Source organism: Streptomyces xanthophaeus (assembly GCF_000725805.1).
GTDB lineage: Bacteria > Actinomycetota > Actinomycetes > Streptomycetales > Streptomycetaceae > Streptomyces > Streptomyces xanthophaeus.
Map to the genome: position 1 here is coordinate 240,027 of NZ_KL647134.1, position 26,389 is coordinate 266,415.

A 26,389-nucleotide genomic window follows, 5' to 3' on the forward strand; every position below is an offset into this window, starting at 1 on the left:
GCAGCCGGAACAGGAAGGGGCGGGGCCGTCGATGACGGCCCCGCCCCTTCCCCGCTACGAACGACTGGCGCGACCACGCCCGGCTACGCGCGGCTACGCGCCCTTGAACTCCTGGCGCTGACGGCCGAGGCCCTCGATCTCCAGCTCCACGACGTCACCGGCCCGCAGGTACGGCTTCGGCTCCGGCTGGCCCATGGCCACGCCGCCCGGCGTACCGGTGACGATGACGTCGCCCGGGTACAGGGTCATGAACTGGCTCAGGTACCGCACGACCTCGCCGACCGGGAAGATCTGGTCCGAGGTGTTGCCGTCCTGCTTGAGCTCGCCGTTGACCCACAGCTTCACGTCCAGGACCTGCGGGTCCGCGACCTCGTCGGCGGTCAGCAGCCAGGGGCCGACCGGGGTGAAGGTCTCGCAGTTCTTGCCCTTGTCCCAGGTGCCGCCGCGCTCGATCTGGAACTCGCGCTCCGAGACGTCGTTGACCAGCACGTACCCGCCGACGTGCGCGAGGCCCTCCTCGGCGGAGGCCAGGTAGCGGGCGGTGGCGCCGATGACGACGCCGAGCTCGGCCTCCCAGTCGGTCTTCACGCTGCCGCGCGGGATCAGCACGGTGTCGTCCGGGCCGACCACGGTGTCCGCGGCCTTCAGGAAGAGGATCGGCTCGGCCGGCGGCTCGGCGCCGATCTCCTTCGCGTGCCCGAAGTAGTTCAGGCCGATGCCCACGATCTTGCCGATCCGGCCGACGGGCGCGCCGACGCGCAGCCCTTCCGTGTCCAGGGCGGGGAGCTCGCCGGAGGCCGCCGCTTCCCGTACCCGGGTCAGCACGGAGTCGTCGGCGAGCAGGGCGCCGTCCACATCCGTGATCAGGCCGGACAGGTCCCGCAGGGTCCCGTCCTGGTCGAGCAGCGCGGGGCGTTCCGACCCGACGGGTCCGACACGCAGCAGCTTCATGGGCATTCTCCCGTGGTCGTGGGTGGTCGGCCCGTGGGCGTGCCCAGGGGCCGGCCGATGGGTTGCGGCCATCGGAGGATTGGTCGATCCTCCAAGATGTCCACCCAATCCGCAAGACCCTGTTCACAGGCTGGAACGCACACCTCCGTCCGCCGAACGCTCCGCGCGGTCCTTGCGGTGCTGGAGCCAGACCCGCTCCGCCACCGACCACGCGGTGGTCGTGAGCAGGTACAGCCCGGCCGCCAGCGGGACCACGGCGGCGGTGATCAGCGTCCCGAAGGACAGCAGGGGCAGGACGCCGCCCAGCTTGCGCATGACCTCCTGCTGCTCGGCGCTGAGCGCAGCCGCCCCGGCCGCGGTCCCGGCCTTGGTGGCCTTGGTGGCCCTGGTGGCCTTGGTGGCCTTGGTGGCCCTGGTGGCCTTGGTGGCCTTGGTGGCCGTCACCGGAACCGGAGCCGCCGCAGCCGCCCGCCGCCCCCGTACGGCGCTCCACGCGGCCACCGCCGCGATGGCCGCGAACAGCCCGAGGAACACCAGCCCCGGCGCGCCGAGGAAGCCCCCGTCGCCCAGCGCATCGGTCCAGCGGGACCCCAGCGGGGCGGCGAACAGCTGGTGCCCGAGGAGTTCGTTGGCCTCCCCGCCGACCTTCGCCGAGGAGAACGCCTGGTACATCACGAAGAACACCGGCAGCTGCAGCAGCATCGGCAGGCAGCCCGCCGCCGGGGTCGCCCCGCGGAAAGCCGCGCGGCTCAGCGGGTGCAGGGCGAGCCGTACGAGCACGGTGAACAGCACGATCGCGGCAGCGGTCGCGGACTGGGCCAGTACCGGCTCCAGAAGCCGGCCCAACTCAACAACAAGGTGGGTGAAAACGGACACGCGGGCCCTCCGGAGGGTCTCGTCGAACGTCGAAAAGGAGATGCGTTTTCGGCGTGACGACCCGCGAGGGGCGGCAACAGAAGGCGAAGAGGTGAGGAAGGGTCAAACAAGTCCAGCTGGACAGCTGGAGAAGTACTGCGCGCCCCTACGCGGCCGTCAGGGCGGGACGGCCGGGTGCCCTGGGCCGCGACCGGCCCGAGGCGTCGGGATCGCGCTGCGGCAGGAAGGCCGTGCGCTGCTCGCGGTCACGGATCGCGGTGCGGATGCGGTGCGGCGGCACGGGCCGTACGAGCCGCGCTGCGGCGGCCAGGGCCTCGGCGCCCACGGCGACGGTGGCCGCGAGGGCGACCACGACGGCGCCCAGCCCGCTCTCCCCGGCGAACAGCCCGAGGACTCCCCCGAGCAGCACCAGGACCAGCGGGAGCAGGAGGGCCAGAGCCCGCGCGGACCGGGCGGGCAGCAAGGAGGACAGCCGAGCCATCATCCGGACCTCCCCTTCCCGCTCCCGCGCGCGGACCTCCGTACGGGTCCGCGGCTGCTGGCCGCAATCCTAACCCGGGGACCTGAGCGTCCCCCAGACCACCAGCCGGTACTTGGAGGTGTATTCGGGCGTGCACGTGGTGAGGGTGATGTACGCGCCGGGCTCGGCGTACCCCTGGTCGGGCTTCACCAGGCTCCGCGGCACGGGCGCGATCACCCCGGTGTCCCGCTCGGTGGTCTCGCTCAGGATCCGCCCCACCACGTAGACGTACCGGCGCCCGCGCACGTCGACGATCAGCTCGTCCCCGGCGCGCAGGCGGTTGATGTACCGGAAGGGTTCGCCGTGGGTGTTGCGGTGCCCGGCCAGCGCGAAGTTCCCCTGCGCCCCGGGCTGCGCCGTGCCGGGGTACTGGCCGGCGTACCCCTTGTCGAGGACGGTCCGCTTGTCGATGCCCTGCGCGACGGGAACGGCGAGCCCGAGCCGCGGGATGCGCAGCACGGCGTACGCCTTGTCGTCGGCCTTCCCCTGCGGCCGGGGCGCGGGCGCTGTGGCGGTGCGGCCCGGCGGGGACTCGTCGGGCCGACCGGCGGAAGCGGACGGGTCGGGCGGGACAGGCGGCGGGGACGGGACGGGCGGTTCAGCGGAGTCGGGGGCGGGATCGGGGCCGGGGTCGGCACGCCATTGCCGTTCGAGCGCCTGGACCTGTTCCTGCGCGGCGGCGTGGGCCTGGCGGTTGGTCCACCACACCTGGTGGACGACGAGCAGCGCCACCACCACGCCCACCGTGGTGAGCACTTCGGCGCACACCCACAGCAGACCCGCGAGACCGGCCCGGCGCACCCGTCGGCCGCTCCCCTGCACCACCACGGGTAGGCGATCTCGCACGGCCCGCACCTTAAGTCCTCCCCCGCCAACTGACCAGCAGCAGTACGGTGTGAACCATGCGCCCCGACACGCCTGCCGAGCACATCGCCGAAGCCGAGCGCCTCATCCGCACGGCGACCCGCTACCCCGAGGACCAGGAGCCCTTGCTCCTCCAGGCCGCGGCCCACCTCGAGTTGGCCGACGCACGCGATCGGGCGAGCGCCCTGTACGACCAGCTCCTCTCCGCCTCCCCCGCCGACCCGCACCTGATCAAGGCCCTGCAGGCGGCGAACCTCTGGGAGTACGGCCACGAGGCCGAGGCCCGCGCCCTGATCTCGGGCCTGCGCGCCGCGGCCCCGAAGGACCCGGCGCCCTGGGAGGTCATCGCGGAGGCCCTGGAGGCCCACGACGAGCTGGAGGCCTCGCTCGAGTGCTTCACCGAGGCGGCGTCCCTCCTGATCACGGAGGACGACCCGCTCACCCCCGCCACCACGGCCCTCCTCACGGGCCGCCACCGGGTCCGCCGCCTCCTCGGGCGCCCGCACGACGACTGGGACATGGTCGCGGACACCCGCCACATCGGCCCGATCCCCCTCGACGAACTCCACGACCCGAAGCGCATCTGGGCCCTCGGCTCCGACGACCCGGCCGAACTCCGCGCCGAGATCGCCCGCCTGCGCGCCGAACTGGGCGACCGCCGCGCGGCCCTGTCCCGGCCCTTCCCGGTGGCGATCCTGCACTGGCCCGCGCGCGAGCTGGCCGAGCTCGTCACCTCGTACCCGACCCTCGCGGCGGAGTACCCCTCGCACCCGGCCCACCTGACGCAGATCGAGGCCTCGCTGCGCGCCCTGGCCGCCTCGGGCACGACGAACCTGGGCATCGTCACCGCGAGCGTCCCCTCCTACGAGGCCTTCGCCGCCTCGGAGAAGACCTCCCCGGCCTCCCCGTCGCTCCTGGCCGAGTACGCCACGACCCTGGCCGCCCGCGGCAAGGCCACCACCTGGCCCCCGACCCCGACGTCCCCCTGCTGGTGCACCTCGGGCAAGCCCTACTCGGAATGCCACGGGACCACCGACTGATCAGATCCGGTCATCCTGTGACCGAGACGGACTCTCCTCAAGGGTTGCTGCGCCATATTCCGGCGGCTGTTGTCGGTCGGCCTTGATAAAAGGAGGCAGCGATGATCAACACTTGAGGAGATTCCGTGACGTCTGGCCCCCGCCCGAACAGCTCGAAGCCTGTCACCGGACTGCACGAAACGCTGATCACCAGCACCCTCGAGGAGCAGCTGAAGGCACTGATCGCCGCAGGAAGCGTCGTCATAGCCGACCAGGTCAGCGTCGAATCCTCCCAGCACGTGCTGACCCGACACGTGGCTCGCGCGGTGGGTGAGGTCCTGAAGGGACTCGCGCCCGAGGACCAAGTGCGCGCTGCGAACGGGATCCTCCGTTCATTGAGCTCCTTCGAAGGGACGAAGGACTCCGAGGACTGGTCGGAGCCCCTCGTCGCGGGACCGCGCCAGTTGCTCGCCGTCGCCGGTAGCGCCACCTCCGAGACGTATTCCATCCGGCCTTCGACCCCCCTCTCGGAGACGGCGCTCATCACCAACTCTCCCGATGACCCGAGCCTCGGCTCCGAACTCCGGGCCGAGCTGGCCACCGCCGACCGCATCGACCTGCTCTGCGCCTTCGTCAAGTGGACGGGTCTGCGCGTACTGGAGAAGCCCCTCAAGGCGGCCGCCGCCCGTGGCGTCCCGATCCGGGTCATCACCACGACCTACATAGGTGCAACCGAACGTCAGGCACTGGACCGCCTCGTACGCGAGTTCAACGCAGAGGTGAAGATCAATTACGAGCTGCGTTCGACGCGTTTGCACGCCAAGGCCTGGCTCTTCCGCCGCCATTCCCGCTTCGACACGGCCTATGTCGGCAGCTCGAACCTCTCCAAGGCCGCACTCCTCGACGGACTGGAGTGGAACGTCCGCCTCTCCGCAGTCGCCACCCCGGACGTGCTGAGGAAGTTCGAAGCCACCTTCGACACCTACTGGAGCGAGCGGGCCTTCGAGTCCTACGACCCGGACCGCGACGCCAAACGCCTCGACAACGCCCTCAGGATCGCCGGTGGCTCGAGCAAGGACCGCGACGCGGCCCGGGTGATCAGCCTGTCCGGGCTGGAGGTGCGCCCCTTCCCGCACCAGCGCGACATGCTGGAGCGCCTCGAAGTCGAACGCACAGTGCACGGCCGAAACGCAAACCTGCTGGTCGCAGCGACAGGTACCGGAAAGACCGTCATGGCGGCACTGGACTTCAAGCAGCTCCAAGCAAAACTCGGCCGTCAGCTGCGCCTCCTGTTCATCGCCCACCGCAAGGAGATCCTCGAGCAGTCGCTGCGCACCTACCAGGACGTACTCGTCGACGCCAACTTCGGTGAACTGCTCTGCGACGGCAAGACGCCGAAGGCATGGGAGAGCGTCTTCGCCAGCGTCCAGTCCTTGAACTCGCGCACCTTGGACCGGCTGCCCCCGGACCACTTCGACGTCATCGTCATCGACGAGTTCCACCACGGAACCTCCCCCACCTACCGCCGCGTGCTCGATCACTTCTCCCCCAGGGAACTACTGGGGCTGACGGCAACACCCGAGCGCATGGACGGCGTGAACGTCCAAGACGAGTTCTTCGAGGGCCGCATCGCTGCCGAAATGCGTCTTTGGGAGGCTCTGGAGAACGACCTGCTCTGCCCCTTCCACTACTTCGGGATCACCGACAACACCGACATGAGTGCGGTCGCGTGGAAGCGCGGGTCCTACGACTCCGACGCCCTCAGCAACCTGTTCACCGGCAACGAGGCCCGAGCCCGGCTCGTCGTCCGCGCCCTCCAGGAGAAGCTCAGCACTCCACAGACGATGCGCGCCCTCGGCTTCTGCGTCTCCGTGGCGCACGCGCACTTCATGGCCGAGTTCTTCAACCGCGCGGGCTTCCACGCCGTGGCCCTGTCCGGTGAGACGCCCCGCGAGGAGCGCAAGAGGGCTCTCGAAGCGCTGAAGCTCGGCAAACTCAATGTGATCTTCTCGGTGGACCTCTTCAACGAGGGCCTCGACGTTCCTGACGTGGACACCCTTCTCCTGCTGCGGCCGACGTCCAGCGCCACCGTGTTCCTCCAGCAACTCGGCCGGGGCTTGCGTCGCAGCGAGAACAAGTCCGTCCTGACCGTCCTTGACTTCATCGGCCAGCACCGCAAGGAATTCCGTTTCGAGGAGCAGTTCCGCGCGCTGACCAACCTGACGCGCAACCGTCTCCTGTCCACCATCGAGAAGGACTTCCCCCAGCTTCCCTCCGGCTGTCAGATCATCTTGGAGAGCAAGGCCAAGGACCTGATCCTCGAGAACATCCGAAGCCAGATCAACGTCAACGTCACCCAGCTCGCCCGCGAGGTCGCGGCGTACGGCGAAACGGACCTGGCGGCGTATCTCAAGGAGAGCGGTCGCCAGATCAACGAGGTGTACCGGGGGAACGGCAACTCCTGGACCGGTCTGCTGCGGCGAGCGAAGTTGCTCACCAGCCCCGCACCAGCAGGAGAGGCGGCCCTCCTCAAGCGCGTGTCGGCCTTCCTCCACGTGGACGACCCGGATCGGGTGCACGCGTACACGGCACTGATCGACGACGACGCTCCTGCCTATGACCAATTGGACGAGCGCGGGCAGGCATACGCCCGTATGTTCTTCTTCTCCCTCTGGCCGCTCGGGGGCGAATACTCCGACTATCAGGAGGGCCTCGCCTCCCTCCAGTCACAGCACGCCTTCCGGAAGGAACTCCGGCAAGTCCTCAGCCACGACTTGAACCGGGCCGAACACGTCCCCCTGCCTCTGAGGGGAGACCACGCGGCGCTGCCCCTGACGGTGCACGCCTCGTACAGCCGCGAGGAAATCCTTCCCGCCCTGGGCCAGGCGGCTCTCGGTGGCTCCCTTCCCGGGAACTTCCGCGAGGGGGTGAAGTGGTGCGAGGCCATACAGACGGACGCCCTCCTGATCACCTTGGAGAAGGACGTGAAGGACTTCTCGCCGCAGACCCAGTACAAGGACTACGCCATGGGCGAGTTCCACTTCCACTGGGAATCGCAGAACAGCACCTCTGAGACATCACCCACCGGGGTGCGCTACCAAACGCACGTGGAGAAGGGGTCGCACGTCCTGCTCTTCGTGCGGCGGTTCAAGAGCACCGACATCGGCGGCCCCCAGGCCTGGATGCTGTTGGGGCCCGCCGAATACGTCGGCCACGAGGGCAACAAGCCGATGGCGATCGAATGGAGACTGCGCCACGAAATCCCCGCGGACGTCGCCTCGTACTCCGCCATCGCCAACTGAGCTCTGCCGGTTTCCCCGGGCGTCAGCCCGGGCCCGGGAAGAGCCTGAGCTGTTGGTGGCCTCGGGCCGTGGCTGTGGGTGGGGTGGGGCGGGGGGTGGTGAGGGTCAGGAGGGTGCGCAGGGCTGCGAGGACTTCCGACGGGGTGTCGCGGATCATCGACGGGGTCGCGCTGACCACCAGGATGCCGTGGGACTCCAGGCGCAGGCGGCGCCGGAGCGTGGCCTGCCAGGCGTCGCGGGTGTAGTGGTACTCCGCCGAGTCGATCTCCAGGGCCACGCCCTCGTCGGGCCAGTAGGCGTCCGGGCTGGCCAGGAAGGTGCCGTCCGGGGTGTAGAGGCGGGCGTTCCACAGCGGGGCCGGGAGGTCCGTCGCCGCCAGGGTGTCGCGGGCGCGGGCCTCGGCCGGGGACCGGGTGCCCGCGAGCAGTTCCGCCGCGGCCGCGCGGACCGCGGGGCGGCCCAGGAGGCGGGCGGCGCGGAGTTCGGCGTACAGGTCGTGCGGGTGGCACCAGCCGGCCTGGACCACGTGGGCGAGGACCGCCCGGATCCGGTCGGGGTGTTCGGCGCGGGCGGCGAAGTCGGCCGCCGCGCGGACCGGGCGGGTGCTCGGGACGCCGCAGACGGTGATGGTGCGCGGCCAGCGGGAGGTGGTCAGCGGGCGGACCCGCACGGTACGGGTGAGCCGGCGCGGGGCGCGGACCAGGACGTCGGCCGGGGTGTCCGGGGCCCCGCGGACGCCGAGGAGGGCGAGGGCCGCGCCGCCGGTGAGGGCCGCCGTGTCGCCGGACAGCGGATCGGCCGCGGGCTCGGCGGCGTACAGGACGGCGGCGAGGGCGCGCTGGCGGTGGTCCGGGGGCCCGGTCTGCAGCAGGTACACCCGGGGCAGCAGGCGTTGCCAGGGGCCGCCCGGGCGGGTGCGCGAGGTGATCGTGCCGTCGGGTACGCCGCAGCTCAGGAGCTGGTGGCGGGTGGCCATGCCGAGCTGTCGGCGGGCCGTCCTGGGCTGCTGGTGCCGGCGCCGGTCCTGGTGCCGGTCCTGGTGCCGGTCCTGGTGCTGTCGTGTGGTGATCATGCGGCCGGTATGCCCCGCCTCGGAGGCGCCCTACCCCGGTCCGCAGCCTGACCGGCGCGGCCCTCAGCGGTTCGGGTGCTCCGGGGACAGGAAGACGATCACGCCGGTCTCCGTGCCGGGACGGGCGGGGACCTCGTGCCAGCCCAGCCGCCGGTAGGTGGCCACGGTGTCGGTGGCCAGCCGCGAGGTCAGCAGCCAGGCCCGCCGGTCGGGGGCGTCGGCGGTGATCTCCGTGAGCAGGTCCCGGCCGGTGCCGCGGCCGCGCGCGTGGGGCCGGACGGCGAGTTCGTCTATCTCCAGGGCGCCGGTCAGGAGTTCCCGTACGCGGGCCGGTCCGAGCTGCGCCGCGACCTGGGCGTACGCGCGGTCCTTGGGGAAGGCGGCCGGGGTGAGCCAGCCCGTGGCGAAGCCGTCGATGCCGGTCGTGGACTGGGCGAGCGCGGTACGGAACCCTCGGCGCCGGGAGTCGGTCTGGAGGCGGGCCGCGAACTGGCGAATGGTTTCTTCGTCTTCGTTCCACGGCGGGGCGGAGAAGACGTCGGCGTAGGCGTCGACCAGTTCGTCCGCGAGGTCGAGGACGGCCTGTCCGTAGCAGATCACGATGTCCTGGCTCCTGAAGTCGGGTGGGGATTTTCCCCTTTGGGTGGGGAGATTAAATTTATGCCCCGCGGGTTCCACGGGCGCACACCGCACGGATCCGGAGAGTGTGCGACAAATCCCCTCCCCGCCCTCCGTGTCGGGAATCCCGGCGGCCGCGTTGAACAGCCCGTGGACAGACTGCTTCGCGCGGCCGGCCGGTGCGCGCTCGCCTTCCTGCTCGTCCTGGGCGTCGTGGCACTGCTGCCGCGGGCCGTCCAGGACGCGGTGCCGGACACCGTGATCGGCGGGGCCGTGCTCGTCCTGGGGGCCCTGGGTGCCCGCCGGGTGGCGAGGCGTCCGCGTTAGCCTCGTAGGACCGCTCATAGGACAAGACGAACCAAGGAGTTCAGCATGGCGCGAGTACCCAGTTCCGTGGTGGCGGCAGCCGGTCTGCTCGGCGGGTACGCCGTCGCCCGGTGGACCGGGAAGCGGCCGCTGGGCGGTGTCGTCCTCGGCGCCGCAGGGATCGCGGCCGGCCGCGAATGGCACCGCCGGGGCGGGGTCCCCGCGGCGGCCGGGCTCGGGACGCTGTACCTCGCCGGCTTCGCCGGAGCGCACCCGCTGGCCAAGAAGGTCGGCGCCTGGCCGGCCGTCATCGGGGCGGCGGGCGTCGTCGCCGCCACGACCTGGGCCGTCGCCGACCGCGGCTGAGGCGATCCCGCACGGGCCGCGCCCTACGCCCGCCCTACGCCCCGAACGCGCGGGACACCGTGTAGATCAGCAGGCCCGCCAGGGCGCCGACCACCGTGCCGTTGATCCGGATGAACTGCAGGTCCCGACCGATGTGGGCCTCGATCTTCCGGGACGTGTGCTCGGCGTCCCAGCCCGCCACCGTGTCCGTGATCAGCGAGATGACCTCGGCCCGGTACGTGGTGATCACGTACACCACCGCCCCCTCGATCCAGCCCTCCACCTTGTTCTGGAGACGGCCGTCGGTGGCCAGGCGCGCCCCCAGCGAGATGAGCGAGGCCCGCACCCGCAGGCGCAGCTCGCTCTGCTCGTCCTCCGCCGCCGAGATGATCATCGAGCGGATGGCCGTCCAGGCGGACGCGATCACGTCCTGCACCTCACCCCGCGCCAACAGCTCCGACTTGAGCCGCTCCACCCGGGCCCGGGTCTCCGTGTCCGACTGGAGGTCGGCCGCGAAGTCGGTCAGGAAACGGTCCACCGCACCGCGCGCCGGATGCTCCGGCATGTCCCGCATCTCCGTGACGAAGCGGAGCAGCTCCTTGTACACGCGGTCGCCGATCTTGCGGTCCACGAACCGCGGGGTCCAGCCCGGCGCCCCGCCCTGAACGGCGTCCATCACCGACTCGCCATGTGTGACCAGCCAGTCGTGCGCCTTGGCACACACGAGGTCCACGGCCCGGTGGTGCCCTCCGTCGGCGACGACCCGCTCCAGGGTCTTGCCCATGGCCGGCGCGATCTCGGCCGTCTCCGCCCGCCGGGTGACCGCCTCGCCCACGATCGCCTGCACGTCGGAGTCGCGCAGCACGGTCAGTGCCCCGCGCAGGGCGGTGGCCAGCTCCGCCGTGACCCGGTCCGCGTGCGCGGGCTCGGCCAGCCAGGCGCCGAGGCGGCCGCCGATGCCGAGGGCGTGGAGGCGGGCCTTGACCACGTCGGAGGAGAGGAAGTTCTCGCCGACGAACTCGCCGAGGGAGATGCCGAGCTGGTCCTTCTTGGTCGGGATGATCGCGGTGTGCGGGATCGGCAGGCCGAGCGGCCGCCGGAAGAGCGCGGTGACGGCGAACCAGTCCGCGAGCGCACCGACCATGCCGGCCTCGGCGGCGGCCGCGACGTAACCGGCCCAGCTGCCTGCGCCGGTGTGCTGCGCCCACTTGGCCAGGACGTAGACCAGGGCGACCAGGACCAGCAGTCCGGTCGCGATGACCTTCATCTGACGGACGCCGCGCCGACGCTCCTCGTCAGCGGCGCTGAACGCGAACGATCCTCGGGTACGGGCACTGGTACCGGTACCTCCGGCCGTCGAGCCGTTGTCCACGTGGTCCTGCCTTCCCCCGGGGGCGCCGGTTTTGTCTGCATAGCATCCGACTCCCGGGAGGCGCGTGGAGTTCCCGCCACGCCATTTCGCTCCCGCGAGGGTGTACGGGTCCAAGGCTTGGCCTTGGCGATCCCCGCCCCTGCCGGGGCCCGTGCGTGTGGCTGAGCCCTGACTGCGCCGACCCTCCTGGGGCTCCGCCCCAGACCCCGCTCCTCAAACGCCGGAGGGGCTGGATTTAGCCTTGGTGTCGTGTGCGGGGCGGGGTCCCTCCGGAGTGTCTCCTCGGCTCGCGCACTGAGCCCCGGCTGCGAGAGATGCGGCCCAGGTTGCGCGCTCGTCCTGCGGGGACCCTCCTGCGCGCCCCCACCCCACACGCCCCGACCCCTACCGAACAGGCTCCGCTGCAACGAGGCCAAAAATCAGCCCCTCCGGCGATTGAGGAGCGGGGGTCCGGGGGCTGGCCCCCGGCAGCGGCGCCGCAGACGCACCACGACACCACCGAGCCCCGAAGGGTCACAGCTCCTTGCGGGTCCCCTTCGGGGGTTTGACCTTGATTTCCACGCCGCCCCAGAACGCGAGGCCCGTCACCACCACCCGCGGAGCGCCCGGCTCGGCCGGGCCCGGGGTGTCGCGCTGGTCGAACGCGCCCATCACGCCGATGCCCCGCACCTCGACCTCCACGCCCGGCGGCACCACGATCTGGATGCCGCCCATGACGGCGAAGCAGCTGATCACGACCTCGCGCTGCGCGAAGTCCGCCTCGCGCAGGTCGATCTCCCCGCCGCCCCAGAACGCCACCGCGTTGAAGCGGGCCGGTACCGTCCACCGCCCCTTGCGCTGGAACGCCGACATGATGGCGATCCCCGTCGACGAGGACCCCGTACCGCCGATCCGCGCCGGCCAGGACGTGCCCGCCCCCGGCCCGGCAGCCACCGGCAGCCCCGCGGACGCGGCCCCCGCCGTCCCGGGTACGGCCGGCAGGTCCCGGGTCAGCGGTTCGAGTTCCGCGTAGGTCCGGGACTTGTACGCCGCCTCCAGCCGTTCCTCGAACTCGTCCATGTCGAGCCGGCCCTCGGCGACGGCATCCCGCAGACGCTCCACCACCCGGTCCCGGTCGGCGTCCGACGCCCTCAGCTCCGGCAACGGCTTCTCCGGCCGCTCGTCACTCATGCGCACCAGCCTATGCAGTCATCCGGAGGAGTTGTATGACTTGGCCCTGATCAGCCCCTGACAAGAACCCGGGCTTACCCCTGAGACGGCGCCCCCGCCTCAGCCCCGTCCCGCGTACATCCGCGCGATCACGTCCTCGATGTCCGGCTCCCGCACCGACAGGTCCACCAGCGGGTAGTCCGCCGCCACCGCCGCCACCAGCGGCGCCGCCGAGGCCCCCGTCGGGAAGGCCAGCCACTGCCGCGGACCCTCCACCTTCACCACCCGCGCCCCCGCCACCGAGATCGGCGCGAGCTCCCGCTCCAGGTCCACCACCAGCGTCCGCTCGCTCTCCCCCGCCGAACCCGCCGCATGCAGACCGCCGAGCGGCCCGTCGTACATCAGCCGGCCGTGGTCGATGACCATCACCCGCTCGCACAACTGCTCGATGTCCTGGAGGTCGTGCGTGGTCAGCAGCACCGTGGTGCCGAGTTCCTCGTTCAGCTGGCGCAGGAAACCCCGCACCTTCGCCTTGCTCACCACATCGAGCCCGATCGTCGGCTCGTCCAGGTACAGCACGTCCGGATCGTGCAGCAGCGCCGCCGCGATGTCCCCGCGCATCCGCTGGCCGAGCGACAGCTGACGCACCGGCACGTCGAGCAGCTCGGCCAGGTCCAGCCGCTCCACGCAGCGCTCCATGTTCCGCGCGAAGCGCTCCGCCGGGATCCGGTACATGCGCCGCATCAGCCCGTACGAGTCCTTCAGCGGCAGGTCCCACCACAGCGTGGTCCGCTGCCCGAACACCACCCCGATCCGGTGCGCGAGGCGCATCCGCTCCCTCGCCGGGTCGATGCCCGCGACCCGCAGCCGGCCGCCGCTCGGCGTCAGGATGCCGGTCAGCATCTTGATCGTGGTCGACTTCCCCGCGCCGTTGGGCCCGATGTAGCCGACCATCTCCCCCCGCGCGACCTCGAAGCTGATCCCGTCCACCGCCCTGACCTGGCGCTTCTCCCGGCGCATCAGCCCCACCCGACGCCGTACGTCGAAGACCTTCTCGACCCCGTCCAGCGAGATCAGTGTCTCGGCCACCTGCGATCAGCTCCCCGTGCTTCGGTACGAACGGACACCCGCGCGCCACGCCAGCGACGCGGGCAGGAACACCAGGAAGGCCACGAGCGGGCTCGTGTACGCCACCCAGCCGGGCAGTCCCAGCGGATCGGGCCGCCCCAGGAGGTACAGGGCGGGCAGCCAGTTGACGAAGGCCAGCGGCAGGACGAAGGTCACCCCGCGCAGCAGGTCCTTCCCGAACACCGACGGCGGGTACTGGAGCATCGTGCAGCCGCCGTAGGTGAAGGCGTTCTGCACCTCCGCCGCATCCCCCGCCACGAACTGGAAGGCCGCACCGGCCACCAGCACCGCCGCGAAGATCGCCGCACCGGCCACGATCATCACGGGCACCAGCAGCACCCGCCCCACCGTCCAGTCCACATCCAGCGAGGCGAGCGCCCAGACCAGTACCCCCAGCCCCTGCCCGATCCGCCCCAGCCGGCGCAGCGCGAAACGGTCCGCCGCGACCTGTGCGAGCACCGGGACCGGGCGCACCAGCATCGTGTCGAGCGAACCGTCCCGGATCCGCTGGCCGATCCGGTCGGTGTTGCCCATCAACAGGTCCGCCAGCCCCAGGGAGGCCGAGCAGGACCCGTACAGCAGGGCGATCTCGGGCAGCGTGAACCCGCCGAGGGCGTCCACGTGCGAGAACATGATGTAGATCCCGACGAAGTCGAGGAGGGTGATCGCCGCGTTCCCGAAGGTCGACAGGAAGAACGACGTCCGGTACGTCATCGTCGAGCGGATCCACATCATCGCGATCAGCCCGTAGCCGCGCAGCCCCTCCAGCGCCCTGCTGCGCCGCGGCAGGTACAGCTCACCCGGCGCACGCGCCGCGCCCGGGGTGCCGGGGACCGCAGGGTCCCGTTCCGCCAGTGCCTCAGCCACCCTGGACCACGACCTTCCGCGTCGCCGCCGACTGCATCAGACGGCCCGCACCCAGCAGGACGCACGCCCAGCCCGCCTGGAACGCCAGCGCCCCGGCCGCGCCCCCGGCCCCGGCGTGCTTGCCCAGCAGCACGTCCATGGGAACCTGGAGCATCGCCGCCCACGGCAGGACCCGGACGAACTCACCGAAGGCGCCCGGGAACACGGTCAGCGGGAGCAGCACCCCGGAGAAGAAGATCGAGACGACGGTGGCCATCAGGTTGATCCCGGCCCCGTCCATCAGCCAGAACGCGGCCAGCCCCAGCAGGTAGCGCACGGCGAAGCTGATGACGAGCCCGAGCAGTACGGACACCAGGAACAGCAGCCAGCGGCCCGGATCCGTGGGCAGCGCCAGCTGGAAGGCCAGCGCCCCCGCCACCAGCGGGATCACCCCGCGCCCCAGCAACTGGAAGCCCGCACGGCCCAGATCGGCGGCGAGCCACCACATCTGGAGGTCCGCGGGCCGGTACAGGTCGACGGCGATGTCCCCGGTCCGGATCCGTTCCTGCATCTCCTCCTGGAAACCGCCGCCGATGAACGCCCCGGCCGCGAGCAGCGACTGGCTCACCCAGACGAAGGTCAGGGCCTGCGCCTGGTCATAGCCGCCGAGTCCGGGCCGCTCGTCCCACAGCGCGACGTACGTGAAGGCCACGATGAACCCGAAGACGGTGTTGGTGAACACCCCTGCCAGCGTGGCCGTTCCGTAGGTGGCGTAGCGCCTGAAGCCCCCGGCGGCGACGGCCAGGTAGAGAAGCGCTCCGTCACCCGTACTGCGGCCCGTGCTGCGGCCCGTCGTGCGAGTCGTTCCCTGACGCACCGCACCCCTCCGTTTCCCACGTCGTTCCCACGTCGAACCGGCCTCGTGCCCAAGTCGGCCAAAGCGCGCGAGCTTAGTGCGGAGGGGCGATCCACGCGACCGGTTTACGCCCGTCCGGCGCGGAATGAGCGGGCATCGGGTAGACAACATGAGGTACAGAAGTGGATATTTCGCACGGCGTCGAGGAGCCCCGGAGATGAGCGACCAGTCACCCCCACCGGGCTGGACCCCTCGCGACCCCGACGCACCCGAAGGGCAGCCGCCGTCACGGGAGCGTCCGCAGCCGGCCGGCCCGCCCGGCAAGAAGGGCCGCCGCAACCGCAAACGAACCGGCTGGCGCCGCATCTTCCCCACCTGGCGCATGGTCCTGGGCGCACTCCTCCTGCTCGCCGTCCTGATCGGCGGCGGCCTCGTCGCCGGCTACCTGCTCGTCGACATCCCGCCCGCCAACGCCGCAGCCACGGCCCAGTCCAACGTCTACCTCTACTCCGACGGCACGCCGCTCGCCCGCGACGGCGAGGTCAACCGCGTCAACGTGCCCCTCTCCCAGGTCCCGCGGACCGTCCAGGAAGCCGTACTGGCCGCCGAGGACCGGGACTTCCACTCCGAGCGGGCCGTCGACCCCAAGGCGATGCTCCGCGCCGCCTGGAACACCGCCACGGGCAAGGGGACCCAGTCCGGCTCGACCATCACCCAGCAGTACGTCAAGAACTACTACCTGGGCCAGGAACAGACGATCAAACGCAAGGCCAAGGAGTTCTTCATCGCGATCAAACTCGGCCGCGAGAAGTCCAAGGACTACATCCTCGAGGGATACCTGAACACCAGCTACTTCGGCCGCAACGCCTACGGCATCCAGGCCGCCGCACAGGCCTACTACGGCAAGGACGTGGGCAAGCTCACCACCGCCGAGGGCGCCTACCTCGCCACCCTCCTCAACTCCCCCAGCGCCTTCGACGTGATCTCCCACCCCCAGGCCCGCCCCCGCGCCCTCGCCCGCTGGAACTACGTACTCGACGGCATGGTCAAGAAGCAGTGGCTGACCCCCGCCGAACGCGCCGCCACCCGGTTCCCCGAACCCGGCAAGGTCCGCCCCGCCGCCGGACTCTCCGGGCAGCGCGGTTACCTCGTCGAAGCCGTCAAGGACTACATCTCCGGGCACAAGATCCTCGATGACAAGACCCTCGCCGAGGGCGGCTACCGCATCACCACCACCATCGACCGGCGCCGCCAGAACGACTTCGTCGAAGCCGTCGACGCCCAACTCCTCACCCAGCTCGACCCCCAGGCGCGCAAGGCCGACCGGCTGGTGCGGGCCGGCGGGGTCTCCATCGACCCCGCCACCGGCAAGGTCCTCGCCATGTACGGCGGCATCGACTACACCAAGCAGTACGTGAACAACGCGACCCGCCACGACTACCAGGTCGCCTCCACCTTCAAACCGTTCGTCTTCGCCGCCGCCGTCGAGAACGGGTCACGCACCCAGGACGGCCGCCGGATCACCCCCAACACCCTCTACAACGGCGACAACAAGCGCCCCGTCGTCGGCGGCCGGATCCGCTACAGCCCCGAGAACGAGGGCCAGGTCTCCTACGGGAACATCACCGCCAACACCGCCACCGACCTCTCCGTCAACGCCGTGTACGCACAGATGGCCGTCGACGTCGGCACCGCCAAGGTCAAGGAGACGGCCGTCGCCCTCGGCATCCCCGAGGACACCCCCAACTTCGACGCCGGCCCCGCCATGGCCCTCGGCACCATGCAGGCCAGCGTCCTGGACATGACCCAGGCCTACGCGACCCTCGCCGACCACGGCCGCCGCACCCCCTACACCTTCCTGGAGAAGATCACCAAGGGCGACGACACGATCGGCCTGCCCGCCCGCGAACCCACCCAGGCCATCAGCCGCGAAGCCGCCGACACCACCACGTCCATGCTCGTCAGCGTCGTCGACAACGGCACCGGCACGGCCGCCCTCGCCGCCGGCCGGCCCGCCGCGGGCAAGACCGGCACCGGAGAGCTGGACCGTTCCGCCTGGTTCGCCGCCTACACCCCCGACCTGGTCACCGTCGTCGCCATGATGGGCCAGGACCCGGACACCGGAACCCTCCAGTCCCTCTACGGGGCCCTGGGCGAGTCCCGTATCGGAGGCGGCGGCTACCCGGCCCGCATCTGGGCCGCGTACACGAAGGCGGCACTGGAGGGCAACGACCCCCTCGACTTCGACCTGGAACTCCAGCCCGGCGCGGCCCAGCTCCCCCCACCGCCCCCGAGCGAGTCCGAAACCCCGCGCGAGACCCCGGGAGAACGCCCGCCGACCCCGCCCGGACGCCCTACCCCGCCCGTGCGGCCCACCCCGCCCACCGGCGGACAGAACCAGGGCGGGCAGGACAACGGAGGCCAGAACCAAGGCGGGCAGGACAACGGCGGCCAGAACCAGGGAGGCCAGAACAACGGGGGCCAGACCCAGGGCGGCCAGGACAACGGCGGCGCCAGCCAGGGCAACCAGGGCGGCAACACCACCGGCACCCCGGGTACGGACGGCGGCGCCACCGAAGGGCTCCGCCCGCCGTCCGCGTTCCTGGAGTAACCCGACGGCAGGCGGTGGGGCCGTCAGTGGCCGGAGGTCGCCTTCAGCCCCACCACGGCGACCAGCAGCAGACAGATGAAGAAGATCCGGGCGGCGGTGACGGGCTCACCCAGCACCGCCATACCGAGCACGGCCGCACCGGCCGCGCCGATGCCCACCCACACCCCGTACGCCGTACCGATCGGCAGCGTCTTCGCCGCGTAGGACAGCAGCACCATGCTCGCCACGATCCCGGCACCCGTGAACACACTGGGCCACAGACGGGTGAATCCCTCGGTGAACTTCATCCCGATCGACCAGCCGACTTCGAGCAGACCGGCGACGAGCAGCAGAACCCAGGCCATGACAGGCACCTCCGGAACGAGAGCGGAACGGTTGCGTCGTCTTGTCATCAACCCGGTACGGCGCGTCTCGTCGGGGGTTCCCCACCACCGTAGCAAAAGGCACGGAAAAGGGCCGGTGACCTCGGCCACCAGCCCTTCCACCCGCATCACATCAGAAACATCAGAAAGCTCAGAAAGCTCAGAGAGCTCAGAGGTACAGCCCGGTCGAGTCCTTCGACCCCTCCAGCCGCTCCGCGGCCACGGCGTGCAGGTCCCGCTCGCGCATCAGCACGTACGTCGCACCCCGCACCTCCACCTCGGCCCGGTCCTCCGGGTCGTACAGCACCCGGTCACCCGGCTCGACCGACCGGACGTTCTGCCCGACCGCGACCACCTCCGCCCAGGCCAGCCGCTTGCCCACCGCAGCCGTCGCCGGGATCAGGATGCCGCCGCCCGAGCGCCGCTCGCCCTCCGGCGAATCGGACTTCACGAGCACGCGGTCGTGCAGCATGCGGATGGGCAGTTTGTCGTGGGTGGTGTTCTCGCTCACGCCCCGAACCTACCCGCACCCACCCGCCCCGCACGCCCCAGGGTCGTCACCGCTTGCGGCGCGCCGACACCACCAGCAGACCGATCACACCGGCCGCGAACAGCACGACCGGCACGATCCGCTCCAAGCGCGGCGCCCCGTCCTCGTGCTGCAGGCCGTCCCGCACGTCCGTCACGAGACGGTTCACCGCGACGACGGCACGCCCGGCGGTCTGGTCGACCGTCGAAGCGGCCCTGGCCTTCGCGTCCCCGATGATCGTCTTCGGGTGCACGCGGACGCCGATCTCGTCGAGCGTCTCGGCGAGCTGCTCGCGGCGGCGGACGATGTCCGCCTCGATCTGTGCGGGGGTCCTGGCTTCCGGCACCGCGCTGCCTCCGTCGTCGTGGTCTGTGGGGCGTAGTGCCCCATGAACAGGCTGTCAGCTTAGTCTCGTGGGATAACGATGCCCTCCCGAGGAGACTGTTGAGATGAGCGAGCGACTTCAGCCGGGCGACACGGCCCCCGCCTTCACCCTGCCCGACGCGGACGGCAACGAGGTCTCGCTTGCCGCGCACAAGGGCCGCAAGGTGATCGTCTACTTCTACCCGGCCGCGCTGACCCCGGGCTGCACCAAGCAGGCCTGCGACTTCACGGACAACCTGGACGCGCTGGCCACGGCCGGATACGACGTCATCGGCATCTCCCCGGACAAGCCGGAGAAGCTCGCGAAGTTCCGCGAGAAGGAGCACCTCAAGGTCACCCTGGTCGGCGACCCGGACAAGGAGACGCTGACGGCGTACGGCGCGTACGGCGAGAAGAAGCTCTACGGCAAGACGGTGACCGGGGTCATCCGCTCCACGGTGGTCGTGGACGAGGAGGGCAAGGTCGAGCACGCCTTCTACAACGTCAAGGCGACCGGCCACGTAGCGAAGATCATCAAGGACCTGGGCATCTGACCCACCCGTCCCGCCGGAGCGGCCCGCACCCCACCGGGTGCGGGCCGCTCCGCTTATCGGACGGAACCGGGCGTGACCATCCGACTATCGGCCCGTTACTCCGTACGAGGGCCGCACGCGCGGCCGGACAGAGCACGGAGAGGGCACGCCGTGGGAGAACCGCACGACCGCGACACCCTGACCGCCGCGGTCGCGGCATCGAGGGGCTGGGCCGACCTGATGCGGCGCCTTGGCTTCAAGGAGAGCGGAGGGCGACGCCGCATGCTGCAGGAGAAGGTCACCGCCTACGGAATCGACACCAGCCACTTCGCGAAACGCAGCCCGTGGCGCAAGTACCCCGATGCGGCCATTGCCGCCGCGGCGGCGACGTCCACCACCCTGCGCGAGGTTGCGGTGAAGCTCGGCGCACCCCCCGCCACGGGCACCCTGTCGCACATCGTCCGCCGCATAGCCGCCGCCGGTGTGGACATCAGCCATTTCCACGGCATGCAGCGGGTTGCCATCGAGCTCCCGTTCACCAGGGAGGAGCTTGCGGGAGCAGCATCGTCCGCGGACAGCGTGCGCGGCACAGCTCGCGCCCTCGGGGTGCCGGACGACAGTCGCTCCCGTGCCGCCCTCGGGAGAATGCTCAAGACGCACGGCATAGACACCACCCATTTCCGCAACGCACGGATCAGCATCCCCGAGGACGCGCTGCGCGCGGCAGTTCCGGCGGCGCTGAGCTACGCGGACCTCATGCGCGCCCTCGGCCTGGACGTCAACGACGTGAACCACCGGCGCGTTCGACGCATGGTCGCCCGACTCGGACTCGACGTCAGTCACTTCAGGCGGCGGCCTTGGGCAACCAAACAGGCGACACCCCCGCGAAAGGACCTTGCGGACACCGTCCTGACCATGCTTCCCGAGGGGGCGTCACGCGTCCATCGCCCCCGCCTGCACCGGGCACTACAGGTGATCGGCGTTCCCTACGCCTGCGAGGGCTGCGGCAACACCGGCGAGTGGCTCGGGCGGCCGATCACCCTCCAGATCGATCACATCAACGGGGACTGGCGCGACAACAACCGCGAGAACCTCCGATACCTGTGCCCCAACTGCCACTCACTGACCGACACGTGGTGCCGAAACCGTCGCGCCAAGGCCGGGGCCCTGCCCGTAGACTGAGTGCAGCCCAGACGGACTAGATGTCCGAATTGGTTAATATATCGCGGTTGTGGTGGAATTGGCAGTCACGCTTGGTTTAGGTCCAAGTGGGGTAAAACCCGTGGGGGTTCGAGTCCCCCCAACCGCACATCCACGCCGAAGGCCCCGTACGCACCACGCGTACGGGGCCTTCGGCGTCCCGTGCCCGGCTCAGCCCAGGAGTTCGCGGACCACCGGGACCAGGGCTCGGAAGGCCTGGCCGCGGTGGGAGATGGCGTTCTTTTCCGCCGGGGTGAGTTCCGCGCAGGTGCGCGTCTCCCCGAGGGGTTCGAGGATCGGGTCGTAGCCGAAGCCGCCCGTGCCCGCGGGGGCGGGGCGCAGGGTGCCCAGGAGGCGGCCCTCGACCACGCGCTCGGTGCCGTCGGGCAGGGCCAGGGCGGCGGCGCAGAAGAAGTGGGCGCCGCGGTGCCCGGGGGCGATGTCCCCCAGCTGGGCCAGCAGGAGGCGCAGGTTGGCCTCGTCGTCGCCGTGGGCGCCCGCCCAGCGGGCCGAGAAGATGCCGGGGGCGCCGCCGAGGACGTCCACGCACAGGCCGGAGTCGTCGGCGACGGCGGGCAGGCCGGTGGCCTGGGCCAGGGCGTGGGCCTTGAGGAGGGCGTTCTCGGCGAAGGTGACGCCGGTTTCCTTGACGTCGGGGATCTCCGGGTACGCGTCCGCGCCGACCAGCTCGTGGGGCAGGCCGGCGTCGGACAGGATGGCGTGGAGTTCGGCGACCTTGCCCGCGTTGCGGGTGGCCAGGATCAGGCGGCTGGGCGTGGAGGTCATGGCTCCATTATTTCCGGCCGGCGGGCCCGGCCCCGCGAGCGGGCCAGCGGGTCAGCCCGGGGTGCAGACCTTGGAGATCTCGCTCGCCGCGTCGGCGACGGGCTGGATGTCCGGGGTGGCGTCGCCCTTCTCGATGGAGGTGCGGACGTTCTGGACGGCGGTGTTCATCGAGTCGATGGCCTTGCCCAGGTCGGTGTTGTCCGTCTGGTCGCCGATCTTCTTGAGGTTCGCCTCGATCTGGTTGAGCGCGTTCTGGGCGTCCTGCGGGCTGTTGCCTGCCTGGGAGACGGCCTGCTGGAGGTCGTTCGCGCCGTCCGTGATGGCCACGGCGGTGTTGGCGCAGTCCATGGCCGTGGAGATGGCGTCGCAGGAGGTGAGGGCCGGTATGGCCAGGGCTGCGGCGAGGGCGACGGCGGCGATGCGGTGCTTCGGCTTGACGGACTTCATGTCGGAATCCCCCACAGAACTCGGATGCGTGGACGGGCGCACGGCTTTGACACCGTGCGCCCGTACCCGGAAGGACGCGTATCCGCGCGTCGCGGTTGCCGTTCTAGAGTTCGAGCGCTCCGAGCTGGATCGCTTCCAGGTCCGCGCAGCCGCCGGCGGCGAGGTCGAGGAGGGCGTTCAGTTCCTTGCGGTCGAAGGGCTCGCCTTCGGCGGTGCCCTGGACCTCGACGAAGCGGCCGTCGCCGGTGCAGACGACGTTCATGTCGGTCTCGGCGCGCACGTCTTCCTCGTAGCAGAGGTCGAGGAGGGGCTCGCCGTCGACGATGCCGACGCTGACGGCGGCGACGGTGCCGGTGAGGGGCTTGCGGCCGGCCTTGATGAGCTTCTTCTGCTGGCCCCAGGCGACGGCGTCGGCGAGGGCGACGTAGGCGCCGGTGATGGCGGCGGTGCGGGTGCCGCCGTCGGCCTGGAGGACGTCGCAGTCCAGGACGATGGTGTTCTCGCCGAGGGCCTTGTAGTCGATGACGGCGCGCAGCGAGCGGCCGATGAGGCGGGAGATCTCGTGGGTGCGGCCGCCGATCTTGCCGCGGACGGATTCGCGGTCGCCGCGGGTGTTGGTGGAGCGGGGCAGCATCGAGTACTCGGAGGTGACCCAGCCTTCGCCGCTGCCCTTGCGCCAGCGCGGGACGCCTTCGGTGAAGGAGGCGGTGCAGAAGACCTTGGTGTCGCCGAAGGAGATGAGGACGGAGCCCTCGGCGTGCTTGCTCCATCCGCGTTCGATGGTGACCGGGCGGAGCTGTTCGGGCGTACGGCCGTCGATGCGAGACATGGTGGTGAGCCTAGTCGGTGCGGGGTACGCGCAGACCCCGTCCGGGTGGTCCGGGACGGGGTCTGGGGTGGTGCGGGTCCGGCTAGGGAGCCTGGATCACATCATGTCTTCGATGTCGGCGGCGATCGGGTCGGCGTCGGTGCCGATGACGACCTGGATCGCGGTGCCCATCTTGACGACGCCGTGGGCGCCGGCGGCCTTGAGGGCGGCTTCGTCCACGAGGTCGGGGTTGATGACCTCGGTGCGCAGGCGGGTGATGCAGCCTTCGACCTCTTCGATGTTCTCGATACCGCCGAGCCCGGCGACGATCTTCTCAGCCTTGGTGGCCATGTGTTTCTCCCTGGTGTTACGAAGAACGAGTCTCGGCGGCCGGTGCGTGCGGGGTGTTGTCGTACGCGGTCCGCGTTGTCACGGTAACGCACGGTTGGCCCAGCTACGCGAGCGCGTGACCGGTATCTACCGAATGATGACGATCAGCAGCAACCTGCCCACAACTGGTCTACACCAGTGTGCCGCACGCGTTGCCACTGCCAAAAACGGGCCGGTCAGGGAGGACGCCGATGAGCGCGAGCAGCGCCGCAGCAGCGCCACAGCCGAAGTGGTGGAACGGTTTGTTCCAAGGGCTGCAGAAGATGGGGCGCAGTCTCCAGCTGCCCATCGCCGTCCTTCCCGCGGCGGGCATCCTGAACCGGCTGGGCCAGGCCGATGTGTTCGGCAAGGACGGTCTGGGCTGGACGGACGTCGCCAAGGTGATGGCGTCCGCGGGCGGGGCCCTGCTGAACGCCGATCTCGGTCTGCCGCTCCTGTTCTGCGTCGGCGTCGCGATCGGCATGGCGAAGAAGGCGGACGGGTCGACGGCACTGGCGGCGGTGGTCGGCTTCCTGGTCTACCGGAGCGTGCTGCGGGCGTTCCCGACGGCGTGCCCCGAGGGGACCACGGACATCGGGGGCGGCTGCCTGGGGCCCGACAACACCTTCGCCGAGTACACGTTCCAGAATCCGGGGGTGTTCGGCGGCATCGTGATGGGCCTGCTGGCCGCGTGGTTCTGGCAGCGCTACCACCGGGTGAAGCTGGTCGACTGGCTGGGCTTCTTCAACGGCCGGCGCCTGGTGCCGATCATCATGACCTTCGTGGCGATCGCGTTCGCGGTGCTCTGCCTGTGGATCTGGCCGCCGATCGGTGATGCGCTGGAGAGCTTCTCCGACTGGCTGGTGGGTCTGGGTTCGTGGGGTGCCGGCATCTTCGGCGTCGCGAACCGGGCGCTGCTGGTGATCGGTCTTCACCAGTTCCTGAACGTGCCGGTGTGGTTCCAGTTCGGGAGCTTCACCAATGCGGACGGGCAGGTCGTGCACGGTGACATCCCGATGTTCCTGGCGGGCGACCCGAACGCGGGGCAGTTCCTCTCCGGCTTCTTCCCGATCATGATGTTCGCGCTTCCGGCGGCGGCCCTGGCCATCACGCACTGCGCGAAGCCGCTGCGCCGCAAGGAGGTGGGCGGTCTGATGCTGTCGGTCGGCCTGACCTCGTTCGTCACGGGCATCACGGAGCCGCTGGAGTACTCGTTCCTCTTCGTGGCGCCGGCGCTGTACGTGGTGCACGCGGTGCTGACGGGTGTGTCGATGGCGGTGACGTGGGCCCTGGGCGTGCACGACGGGTTCAGCTTCTCGGCGGGTCTGATCGACTACGTCATCAACTGGAGCCTGGCGACCAAGCCCTGGATGATCATTCCGATCGGCCTGGCCTTCGCCGTCGTGTACTACGCGGTGTTCCGCTTCGCCATCACGAAGTTCGACATCCCCACGCCCGGCCGCGAGTCGGACGAGGAGATCGAGGAGATGCAGAAGGACAACACCAGGGCGTAGCGCGGCGGCCGCGCCCGGCCGTTGGACCCCTTTCCCGGGCCCTCGGATCTTCGGATCCGGGGGCTTTGGTCATGTCCGGAGGTCCGGCCGGCCGGGGGTTGTGCGGCTCGGGGCTGCGTGTGGTGTAGACCACATGAAATCGAAGGTTCCTTATCTAACCCTCACCGTGTTACAACTGGTCTACACCAGATATTGGTGTAGACCACGCGGGCCTGTCTGCGCCCCCGTACCCCCATTTCTGAGACGCCGCCGTCCCCCGGCTTGCCCCGGCGGCGCCTTGCCCACTGGAGGAAGTTGTGACGACGGCTAGCGCTGCCCCGGCAGCCGAGAAGAAGAAGGGCGCAGGCGTGATGGCGGTCATGCAGCGCATCGGCCGGAGCCTCATGCTCCCCGTTGCCGTGCTGCCCGCCGGTGCGCTCCTGCTCCGCCTGGGTGCGGACGACATGCTCGGTGACAAGGACGTCTTCCCGACCTTCGTCCTCAAGATCGCCGGCTACATGGCCGCCGGTGGTGGCGCCATCCTCGACAACATGGCGCTGCTGTTCGCCGTCGGCATCGCGATCGGCTTCGCGAAGAAGTCGGACGGTTCCACCGCCCTGGCCGCCGTCACGGGTTACCTGGTCTTCCAGAAGGTGCTCGCCACCTTCACCGACAGCAACCTGCCGCAGAAGGCCACGGTCGTCGGCGACAAGATCGTCATGGTGGACGCCGCGGTCAACGCAGGTGTCCTCGGCGGTGTCGTGATGGGTGTCATCACGGCCCTGCTCTACCAGAAGTTCTACCGGACCAAGCTGCCGGACTGGGCGGGCTTCTTCGGCGGCCGTCGTCTCGTCCCGATCCTCTCCGCCTTCGCGGGTCTGCTCACCGGTATCGTCTTCGGTCTGATCTGGCCGGTCCTCGGCACCGGTCTGCACAACTTCGGTGAGTGGCTCGTCGGTTCCGGCTCGGTCGGCGCGGGCATCTTCGGTGTCGCCAACCGTGCGCTGATCCCGATCGGCATGCACCACCTGCTGAACTCCTTCCCGTGGTTCCAGGCCGGCTCCTTCGACACCCCGACCGGCGCCGTCCACGGTGACATCGCCCGCTTCCTGGCCCATGACCCGACCGCCGGACAGTTCATGACCGGCTTCTTCCCGATCATGATGTTCGCCCTCCCGGCGGCCTGCCTCGCGATCGTCCACTGCGCCCGCCCCGAGCGCCGCAAGGTCGTCGGCGGCATGATGTTCTCCCTCGCGCTCACCGCGTTCGTCACCGGTGTGACCGAGCCGATCGAGTTCACCTTCATGTTCATCGCCCCGGTGCTCTACGCGATCCACGCGGTGCTGACCGGTGTCTCGCTGGCCCTGACCTGGGCCCTGGGGATGCGCGACGGATTCGGCTTCTCCGCCGGTGCGGTCGACTTCCTGCTGAACCTGGGCATCGCCAACAACCCGTGGGGCCTGGCCGGAGTCGGCCTCTGCTTCGCGGTGGTCTACTACTTCGTCTTCCGCTTCGCGATCACCAAGTTCAACCTCCCGACGCCGGGCCGCGAGTCCGACGAGGAGCTCGCCGAGATGGCGAAGGCCGAGGCCAAGTAGGTCTCAGCACCCGCTCACATCAGGACCGAAGCCCCTGCCTTTCCCTACGAAAGGCAGGGGCTTCGG

Annotated in this window: 26 protein-coding genes, 1 tRNA gene, 1 pseudogene and 1 riboswitch; of the genes and pseudogenes, 10 read left to right on the top strand and 18 right to left on the bottom strand. The window is 70.3% G+C overall.

The genetic code is table 11. The annotated features are described in order from the left end of the window. Positions 1–93 precede the first annotated feature (93 nt). The 4 genes from IO30_RS0135590 to IO30_RS0135605 form a co-directional block, all read right to left on the bottom strand. Positions 94–951 carry a fumarylacetoacetate hydrolase family protein gene (locus IO30_RS0135590; RefSeq protein ID WP_031150107.1) on the bottom strand — a complete coding sequence of 286 codons (858 nt, stop codon included), beginning with the start codon at positions 949–951 and terminating at the stop codon, positions 94–96. A 123-nt stretch (positions 952–1,074) separates the two neighbouring features. Continuing rightward, the gene (locus IO30_RS0135595; protein ID WP_031150109.1) at positions 1,075–1,827 is read right to left on the bottom strand and encodes a YidC/Oxa1 family membrane protein insertase; all 753 of its coding nucleotides are present in this window, start codon (positions 1,825–1,827) and stop codon (positions 1,075–1,077) included. Positions 1,828–1,972: 145 nt separating this feature from the next. Continuing rightward, positions 1,973–2,311: a DUF6412 domain-containing protein gene (locus IO30_RS0135600; RefSeq protein WP_107065220.1), complete on the bottom strand. Its 339-nt coding sequence runs from the start codon at positions 2,309–2,311 to the stop codon at positions 1,973–1,975. Between the two features lie 66 nt (positions 2,312–2,377). Then, positions 2,378–3,202, bottom strand: coding sequence for a class E sortase (locus tag IO30_RS0135605; RefSeq protein WP_031150113.1), 825 nt, complete (start codon positions 3,200–3,202; stop codon positions 2,378–2,380). Between the two features lie 47 nt (positions 3,203–3,249). Between IO30_RS0135605 and IO30_RS0135610 the strand changes: the two genes are divergently transcribed. Then, positions 3,250–4,251: an SEC-C metal-binding domain-containing protein gene (locus tag IO30_RS0135610; protein ID WP_031150114.1), complete on the top strand. Its 1,002-nt coding sequence runs from the start codon at positions 3,250–3,252 to the stop codon at positions 4,249–4,251. A gap of 125 nt (positions 4,252–4,376) precedes the next feature. After that, positions 4,377–7,532, top strand: a complete 3,156-nt coding sequence (locus IO30_RS0135615) for a DEAD/DEAH box helicase (RefSeq protein WP_031150116.1) — start codon at positions 4,377–4,379, stop codon at positions 7,530–7,532. Between the two features lie 22 nt (positions 7,533–7,554). Here IO30_RS0135615 and IO30_RS45735 read toward each other — a convergent pair whose 3' ends face one another. Together IO30_RS45735 and IO30_RS47400 are read right to left on the bottom strand one after the other, a co-directional pair. Further along, the gene (locus IO30_RS45735) at positions 7,555–8,604 is read right to left on the bottom strand and encodes a hypothetical protein (protein WP_051902799.1); all 1,050 of its coding nucleotides are present in this window, start codon (positions 8,602–8,604) and stop codon (positions 7,555–7,557) included. A gap of 63 nt (positions 8,605–8,667) precedes the next feature. Next, positions 8,668–9,204 (bottom strand): GNAT family N-acetyltransferase, encoded by a 537-nt coding sequence (locus IO30_RS47400; protein WP_234321918.1) that lies wholly within the window; start codon positions 9,202–9,204, stop codon positions 8,668–8,670. Between the two features lie 168 nt (positions 9,205–9,372). Here IO30_RS47400 and IO30_RS47405 point away from each other — a divergent pair, with 168 nt between their 5' ends. Further along, positions 9,373–9,549 carry a hypothetical protein gene (locus IO30_RS47405; protein WP_167347303.1) on the top strand — a complete coding sequence of 59 codons (177 nt, stop codon included), beginning with the start codon at positions 9,373–9,375 and terminating at the stop codon, positions 9,547–9,549. 45 nt (positions 9,550–9,594) lie between these two features. Continuing rightward, positions 9,595–9,894: a hypothetical protein gene (locus tag IO30_RS0135635; protein WP_031150121.1), complete on the top strand. Its 300-nt coding sequence runs from the start codon at positions 9,595–9,597 to the stop codon at positions 9,892–9,894. A gap of 34 nt (positions 9,895–9,928) precedes the next feature. On the opposite strand, the gene IO30_RS0135640 is transcribed toward IO30_RS0135635, so the two are convergent. From IO30_RS0135640 to IO30_RS0135660, 5 genes are all read right to left on the bottom strand, one after another. Then, complete coding sequence (locus IO30_RS0135640) at positions 9,929–11,245, bottom strand: DUF445 domain-containing protein (RefSeq protein ID WP_107065221.1); 1,317 nt, start codon at positions 11,243–11,245, stop codon at positions 9,929–9,931. 513 nt (positions 11,246–11,758) lie between these two features. Further along, positions 11,759–12,415 carry a DUF1707 SHOCT-like domain-containing protein gene (locus IO30_RS0135645; RefSeq protein WP_031150124.1) on the bottom strand — a complete coding sequence of 219 codons (657 nt, stop codon included), beginning with the start codon at positions 12,413–12,415 and terminating at the stop codon, positions 11,759–11,761. Between the two features lie 99 nt (positions 12,416–12,514). After that, positions 12,515–13,483: an ABC transporter ATP-binding protein gene (locus tag IO30_RS0135650; RefSeq protein ID WP_031150125.1), complete on the bottom strand. Its 969-nt coding sequence runs from the start codon at positions 13,481–13,483 to the stop codon at positions 12,515–12,517. Positions 13,484–13,489: 6 nt separating this feature from the next. After that, positions 13,490–14,389: an ABC transporter permease gene (locus IO30_RS0135655; protein WP_051859802.1), complete on the bottom strand. Its 900-nt coding sequence runs from the start codon at positions 14,387–14,389 to the stop codon at positions 13,490–13,492. After that, on the bottom strand, positions 14,382–15,173 hold the full coding sequence (locus IO30_RS0135660) for an ABC transporter permease (RefSeq protein ID WP_031150127.1): 792 nt from the start codon (positions 15,171–15,173) through the stop codon (positions 14,382–14,384). Before IO30_RS0135660 ends, IO30_RS0135655 begins: the two co-directional genes overlap by 8 nt. A 268-nt stretch (positions 15,174–15,441) precedes the next feature. Here IO30_RS0135660 and IO30_RS0135665 point away from each other — a divergent pair, with 268 nt between their 5' ends. Beyond that, positions 15,442–17,835, top strand: coding sequence for a transglycosylase domain-containing protein (locus IO30_RS0135665; protein ID WP_037896078.1), 2,394 nt, complete (start codon positions 15,442–15,444; stop codon positions 17,833–17,835). A 23-nt stretch (positions 17,836–17,858) separates the two neighbouring features. Here IO30_RS0135665 and IO30_RS0135670 read toward each other — a convergent pair whose 3' ends face one another. The 3 genes from IO30_RS0135670 to IO30_RS0135680 form a co-directional block, all read right to left on the bottom strand. Continuing rightward, positions 17,859–18,179: a DMT family transporter gene (locus IO30_RS0135670; RefSeq protein ID WP_030158619.1), complete on the bottom strand. Its 321-nt coding sequence runs from the start codon at positions 18,177–18,179 to the stop codon at positions 17,859–17,861. A 30-nt stretch (positions 18,180–18,209) separates the two neighbouring features. Beyond that, positions 18,210–18,270, bottom strand: a riboswitch (guanidine-III (ykkC-III) riboswitch). Between the two features lie 96 nt (positions 18,271–18,366). Further along, a complete protein-coding gene (locus tag IO30_RS0135675; protein ID WP_031150129.1) occupies positions 18,367–18,708 on the bottom strand; it encodes a GroES family chaperonin in 342 nt (113 codons plus the stop codon). Positions 18,709–18,754: 46 nt separating this feature from the next. After that, on the bottom strand, positions 18,755–19,072 hold the full coding sequence (locus IO30_RS0135680; protein ID WP_031150130.1) for a DUF3618 domain-containing protein: 318 nt from the start codon (positions 19,070–19,072) through the stop codon (positions 18,755–18,757). A gap of 103 nt (positions 19,073–19,175) precedes the next feature. Here IO30_RS0135680 and bcp point away from each other — a divergent pair, with 103 nt between their 5' ends. The 3 genes from bcp to IO30_RS0135695 all read left to right on the top strand — a co-directional run bounded on the left by bcp (position 19,176) and on the right by IO30_RS0135695 (position 20,931). After that, positions 19,176–19,643: a thioredoxin-dependent thiol peroxidase gene (gene bcp / locus IO30_RS0135685; protein ID WP_031150131.1), complete on the top strand. Its 468-nt coding sequence runs from the start codon at positions 19,176–19,178 to the stop codon at positions 19,641–19,643. A 150-nt stretch (positions 19,644–19,793) separates the two neighbouring features. Then, the gene (locus tag IO30_RS0135690; RefSeq protein WP_031150132.1) at positions 19,794–20,804 is read left to right on the top strand and encodes an HNH endonuclease signature motif containing protein; all 1,011 of its coding nucleotides are present in this window, start codon (positions 19,794–19,796) and stop codon (positions 20,802–20,804) included. Positions 20,805–20,847: 43 nt separating this feature from the next. Further along, positions 20,848–20,931: transfer RNA gene (locus tag IO30_RS0135695), tRNA-Leu, on the top strand. Between the two features lie 62 nt (positions 20,932–20,993). Here the strand turns inward: IO30_RS0135695 and rdgB are convergent. The 4 genes and pseudogenes from rdgB to IO30_RS0135715 form a co-directional block, all read right to left on the bottom strand. Then, positions 20,994–21,608 carry an RdgB/HAM1 family non-canonical purine NTP pyrophosphatase gene (gene rdgB, locus IO30_RS0135700; RefSeq protein ID WP_031150133.1) on the bottom strand — a complete coding sequence of 205 codons (615 nt, stop codon included), beginning with the start codon at positions 21,606–21,608 and terminating at the stop codon, positions 20,994–20,996. A gap of 51 nt (positions 21,609–21,659) precedes the next feature. Continuing rightward, a complete protein-coding gene (locus IO30_RS0135705) occupies positions 21,660–22,055 on the bottom strand; it encodes a hypothetical protein (protein ID WP_031150134.1) in 396 nt (131 codons plus the stop codon). 103 nt (positions 22,056–22,158) lie between these two features. Beyond that, positions 22,159–22,884 carry a ribonuclease PH gene (gene rph, locus IO30_RS0135710; protein WP_031150135.1) on the bottom strand — a complete coding sequence of 242 codons (726 nt, stop codon included), beginning with the start codon at positions 22,882–22,884 and terminating at the stop codon, positions 22,159–22,161. A 96-nt stretch (positions 22,885–22,980) separates the two neighbouring features. Beyond that, positions 22,981–23,220, bottom strand: a pseudogene (locus tag IO30_RS0135715) (PTS sugar transporter subunit IIB); the annotation flags it as partial. A 224-nt stretch (positions 23,221–23,444) separates the two neighbouring features. Here IO30_RS0135715 and IO30_RS0135720 point away from each other — a divergent pair. Then, positions 23,445–24,746: a PTS transporter subunit EIIC gene (locus IO30_RS0135720; RefSeq protein ID WP_031150136.1), complete on the top strand. Its 1,302-nt coding sequence runs from the start codon at positions 23,445–23,447 to the stop codon at positions 24,744–24,746. 296 nt (positions 24,747–25,042) lie between these two features. Then, positions 25,043–26,323 (top strand): PTS transporter subunit EIIC, encoded by a 1,281-nt coding sequence (locus tag IO30_RS0135725; protein ID WP_031150137.1) that lies wholly within the window; start codon positions 25,043–25,045, stop codon positions 26,321–26,323. Positions 26,324–26,389 lie beyond the last annotated feature (66 nt).

What these genes read in the sequence shown, in the direction of transcription:
- IO30_RS0135590 (WP_031150107.1), bottom strand. Translation starts at nt 951, where the DNA reads ATGAAGCTGCTGCGTGTCGGACCCGTCGGGTCGGAACGCCCCGCGCTG.
- IO30_RS0135600 (WP_107065220.1), bottom strand. Translation starts at nt 2,311, where the DNA reads ATGATGGCTCGGCTGTCCTCCTTGCTGCCCGCCCGGTCCGCGCGGGCT.
- IO30_RS0135610 (WP_031150114.1), top strand. Translation starts at nt 3,250, where the DNA reads ATGCGCCCCGACACGCCTGCCGAGCACATCGCCGAAGCCGAGCGCCTC.
- IO30_RS45735 (WP_051902799.1), bottom strand. Translation starts at nt 8,604, where the DNA reads ATGATCACCACACGACAGCACCAGGACCGGCACCAGGACCGGCACCAG.
- IO30_RS0135635 (WP_031150121.1), top strand. Translation starts at nt 9,595, where the DNA reads ATGGCGCGAGTACCCAGTTCCGTGGTGGCGGCAGCCGGTCTGCTCGGC.
- IO30_RS0135645 (WP_031150124.1), bottom strand. Translation starts at nt 12,415, where the DNA reads ATGAGTGACGAGCGGCCGGAGAAGCCGTTGCCGGAGCTGAGGGCGTCG.
- IO30_RS0135665 (WP_037896078.1), top strand. Translation starts at nt 15,442, where the DNA reads ATGAGCGACCAGTCACCCCCACCGGGCTGGACCCCTCGCGACCCCGAC.
- IO30_RS0135670 (WP_030158619.1), bottom strand. Translation starts at nt 18,179, where the DNA reads ATGGCCTGGGTTCTGCTGCTCGTCGCCGGTCTGCTCGAAGTCGGCTGG.
- bcp (WP_031150131.1), top strand. Translation starts at nt 19,176, where the DNA reads ATGAGCGAGCGACTTCAGCCGGGCGACACGGCCCCCGCCTTCACCCTG.
- rdgB (WP_031150133.1), bottom strand. Translation starts at nt 21,608, where the DNA reads ATGACCTCCACGCCCAGCCGCCTGATCCTGGCCACCCGCAACGCGGGC.
- IO30_RS0135705 (WP_031150134.1), bottom strand. Translation starts at nt 22,055, where the DNA reads ATGAAGTCCGTCAAGCCGAAGCACCGCATCGCCGCCGTCGCCCTCGCC.
- rph (WP_031150135.1), bottom strand. Translation starts at nt 22,884, where the DNA reads ATGTCTCGCATCGACGGCCGTACGCCCGAACAGCTCCGCCCGGTCACC.
- IO30_RS0135720 (WP_031150136.1), top strand. Translation starts at nt 23,445, where the DNA reads ATGAGCGCGAGCAGCGCCGCAGCAGCGCCACAGCCGAAGTGGTGGAAC.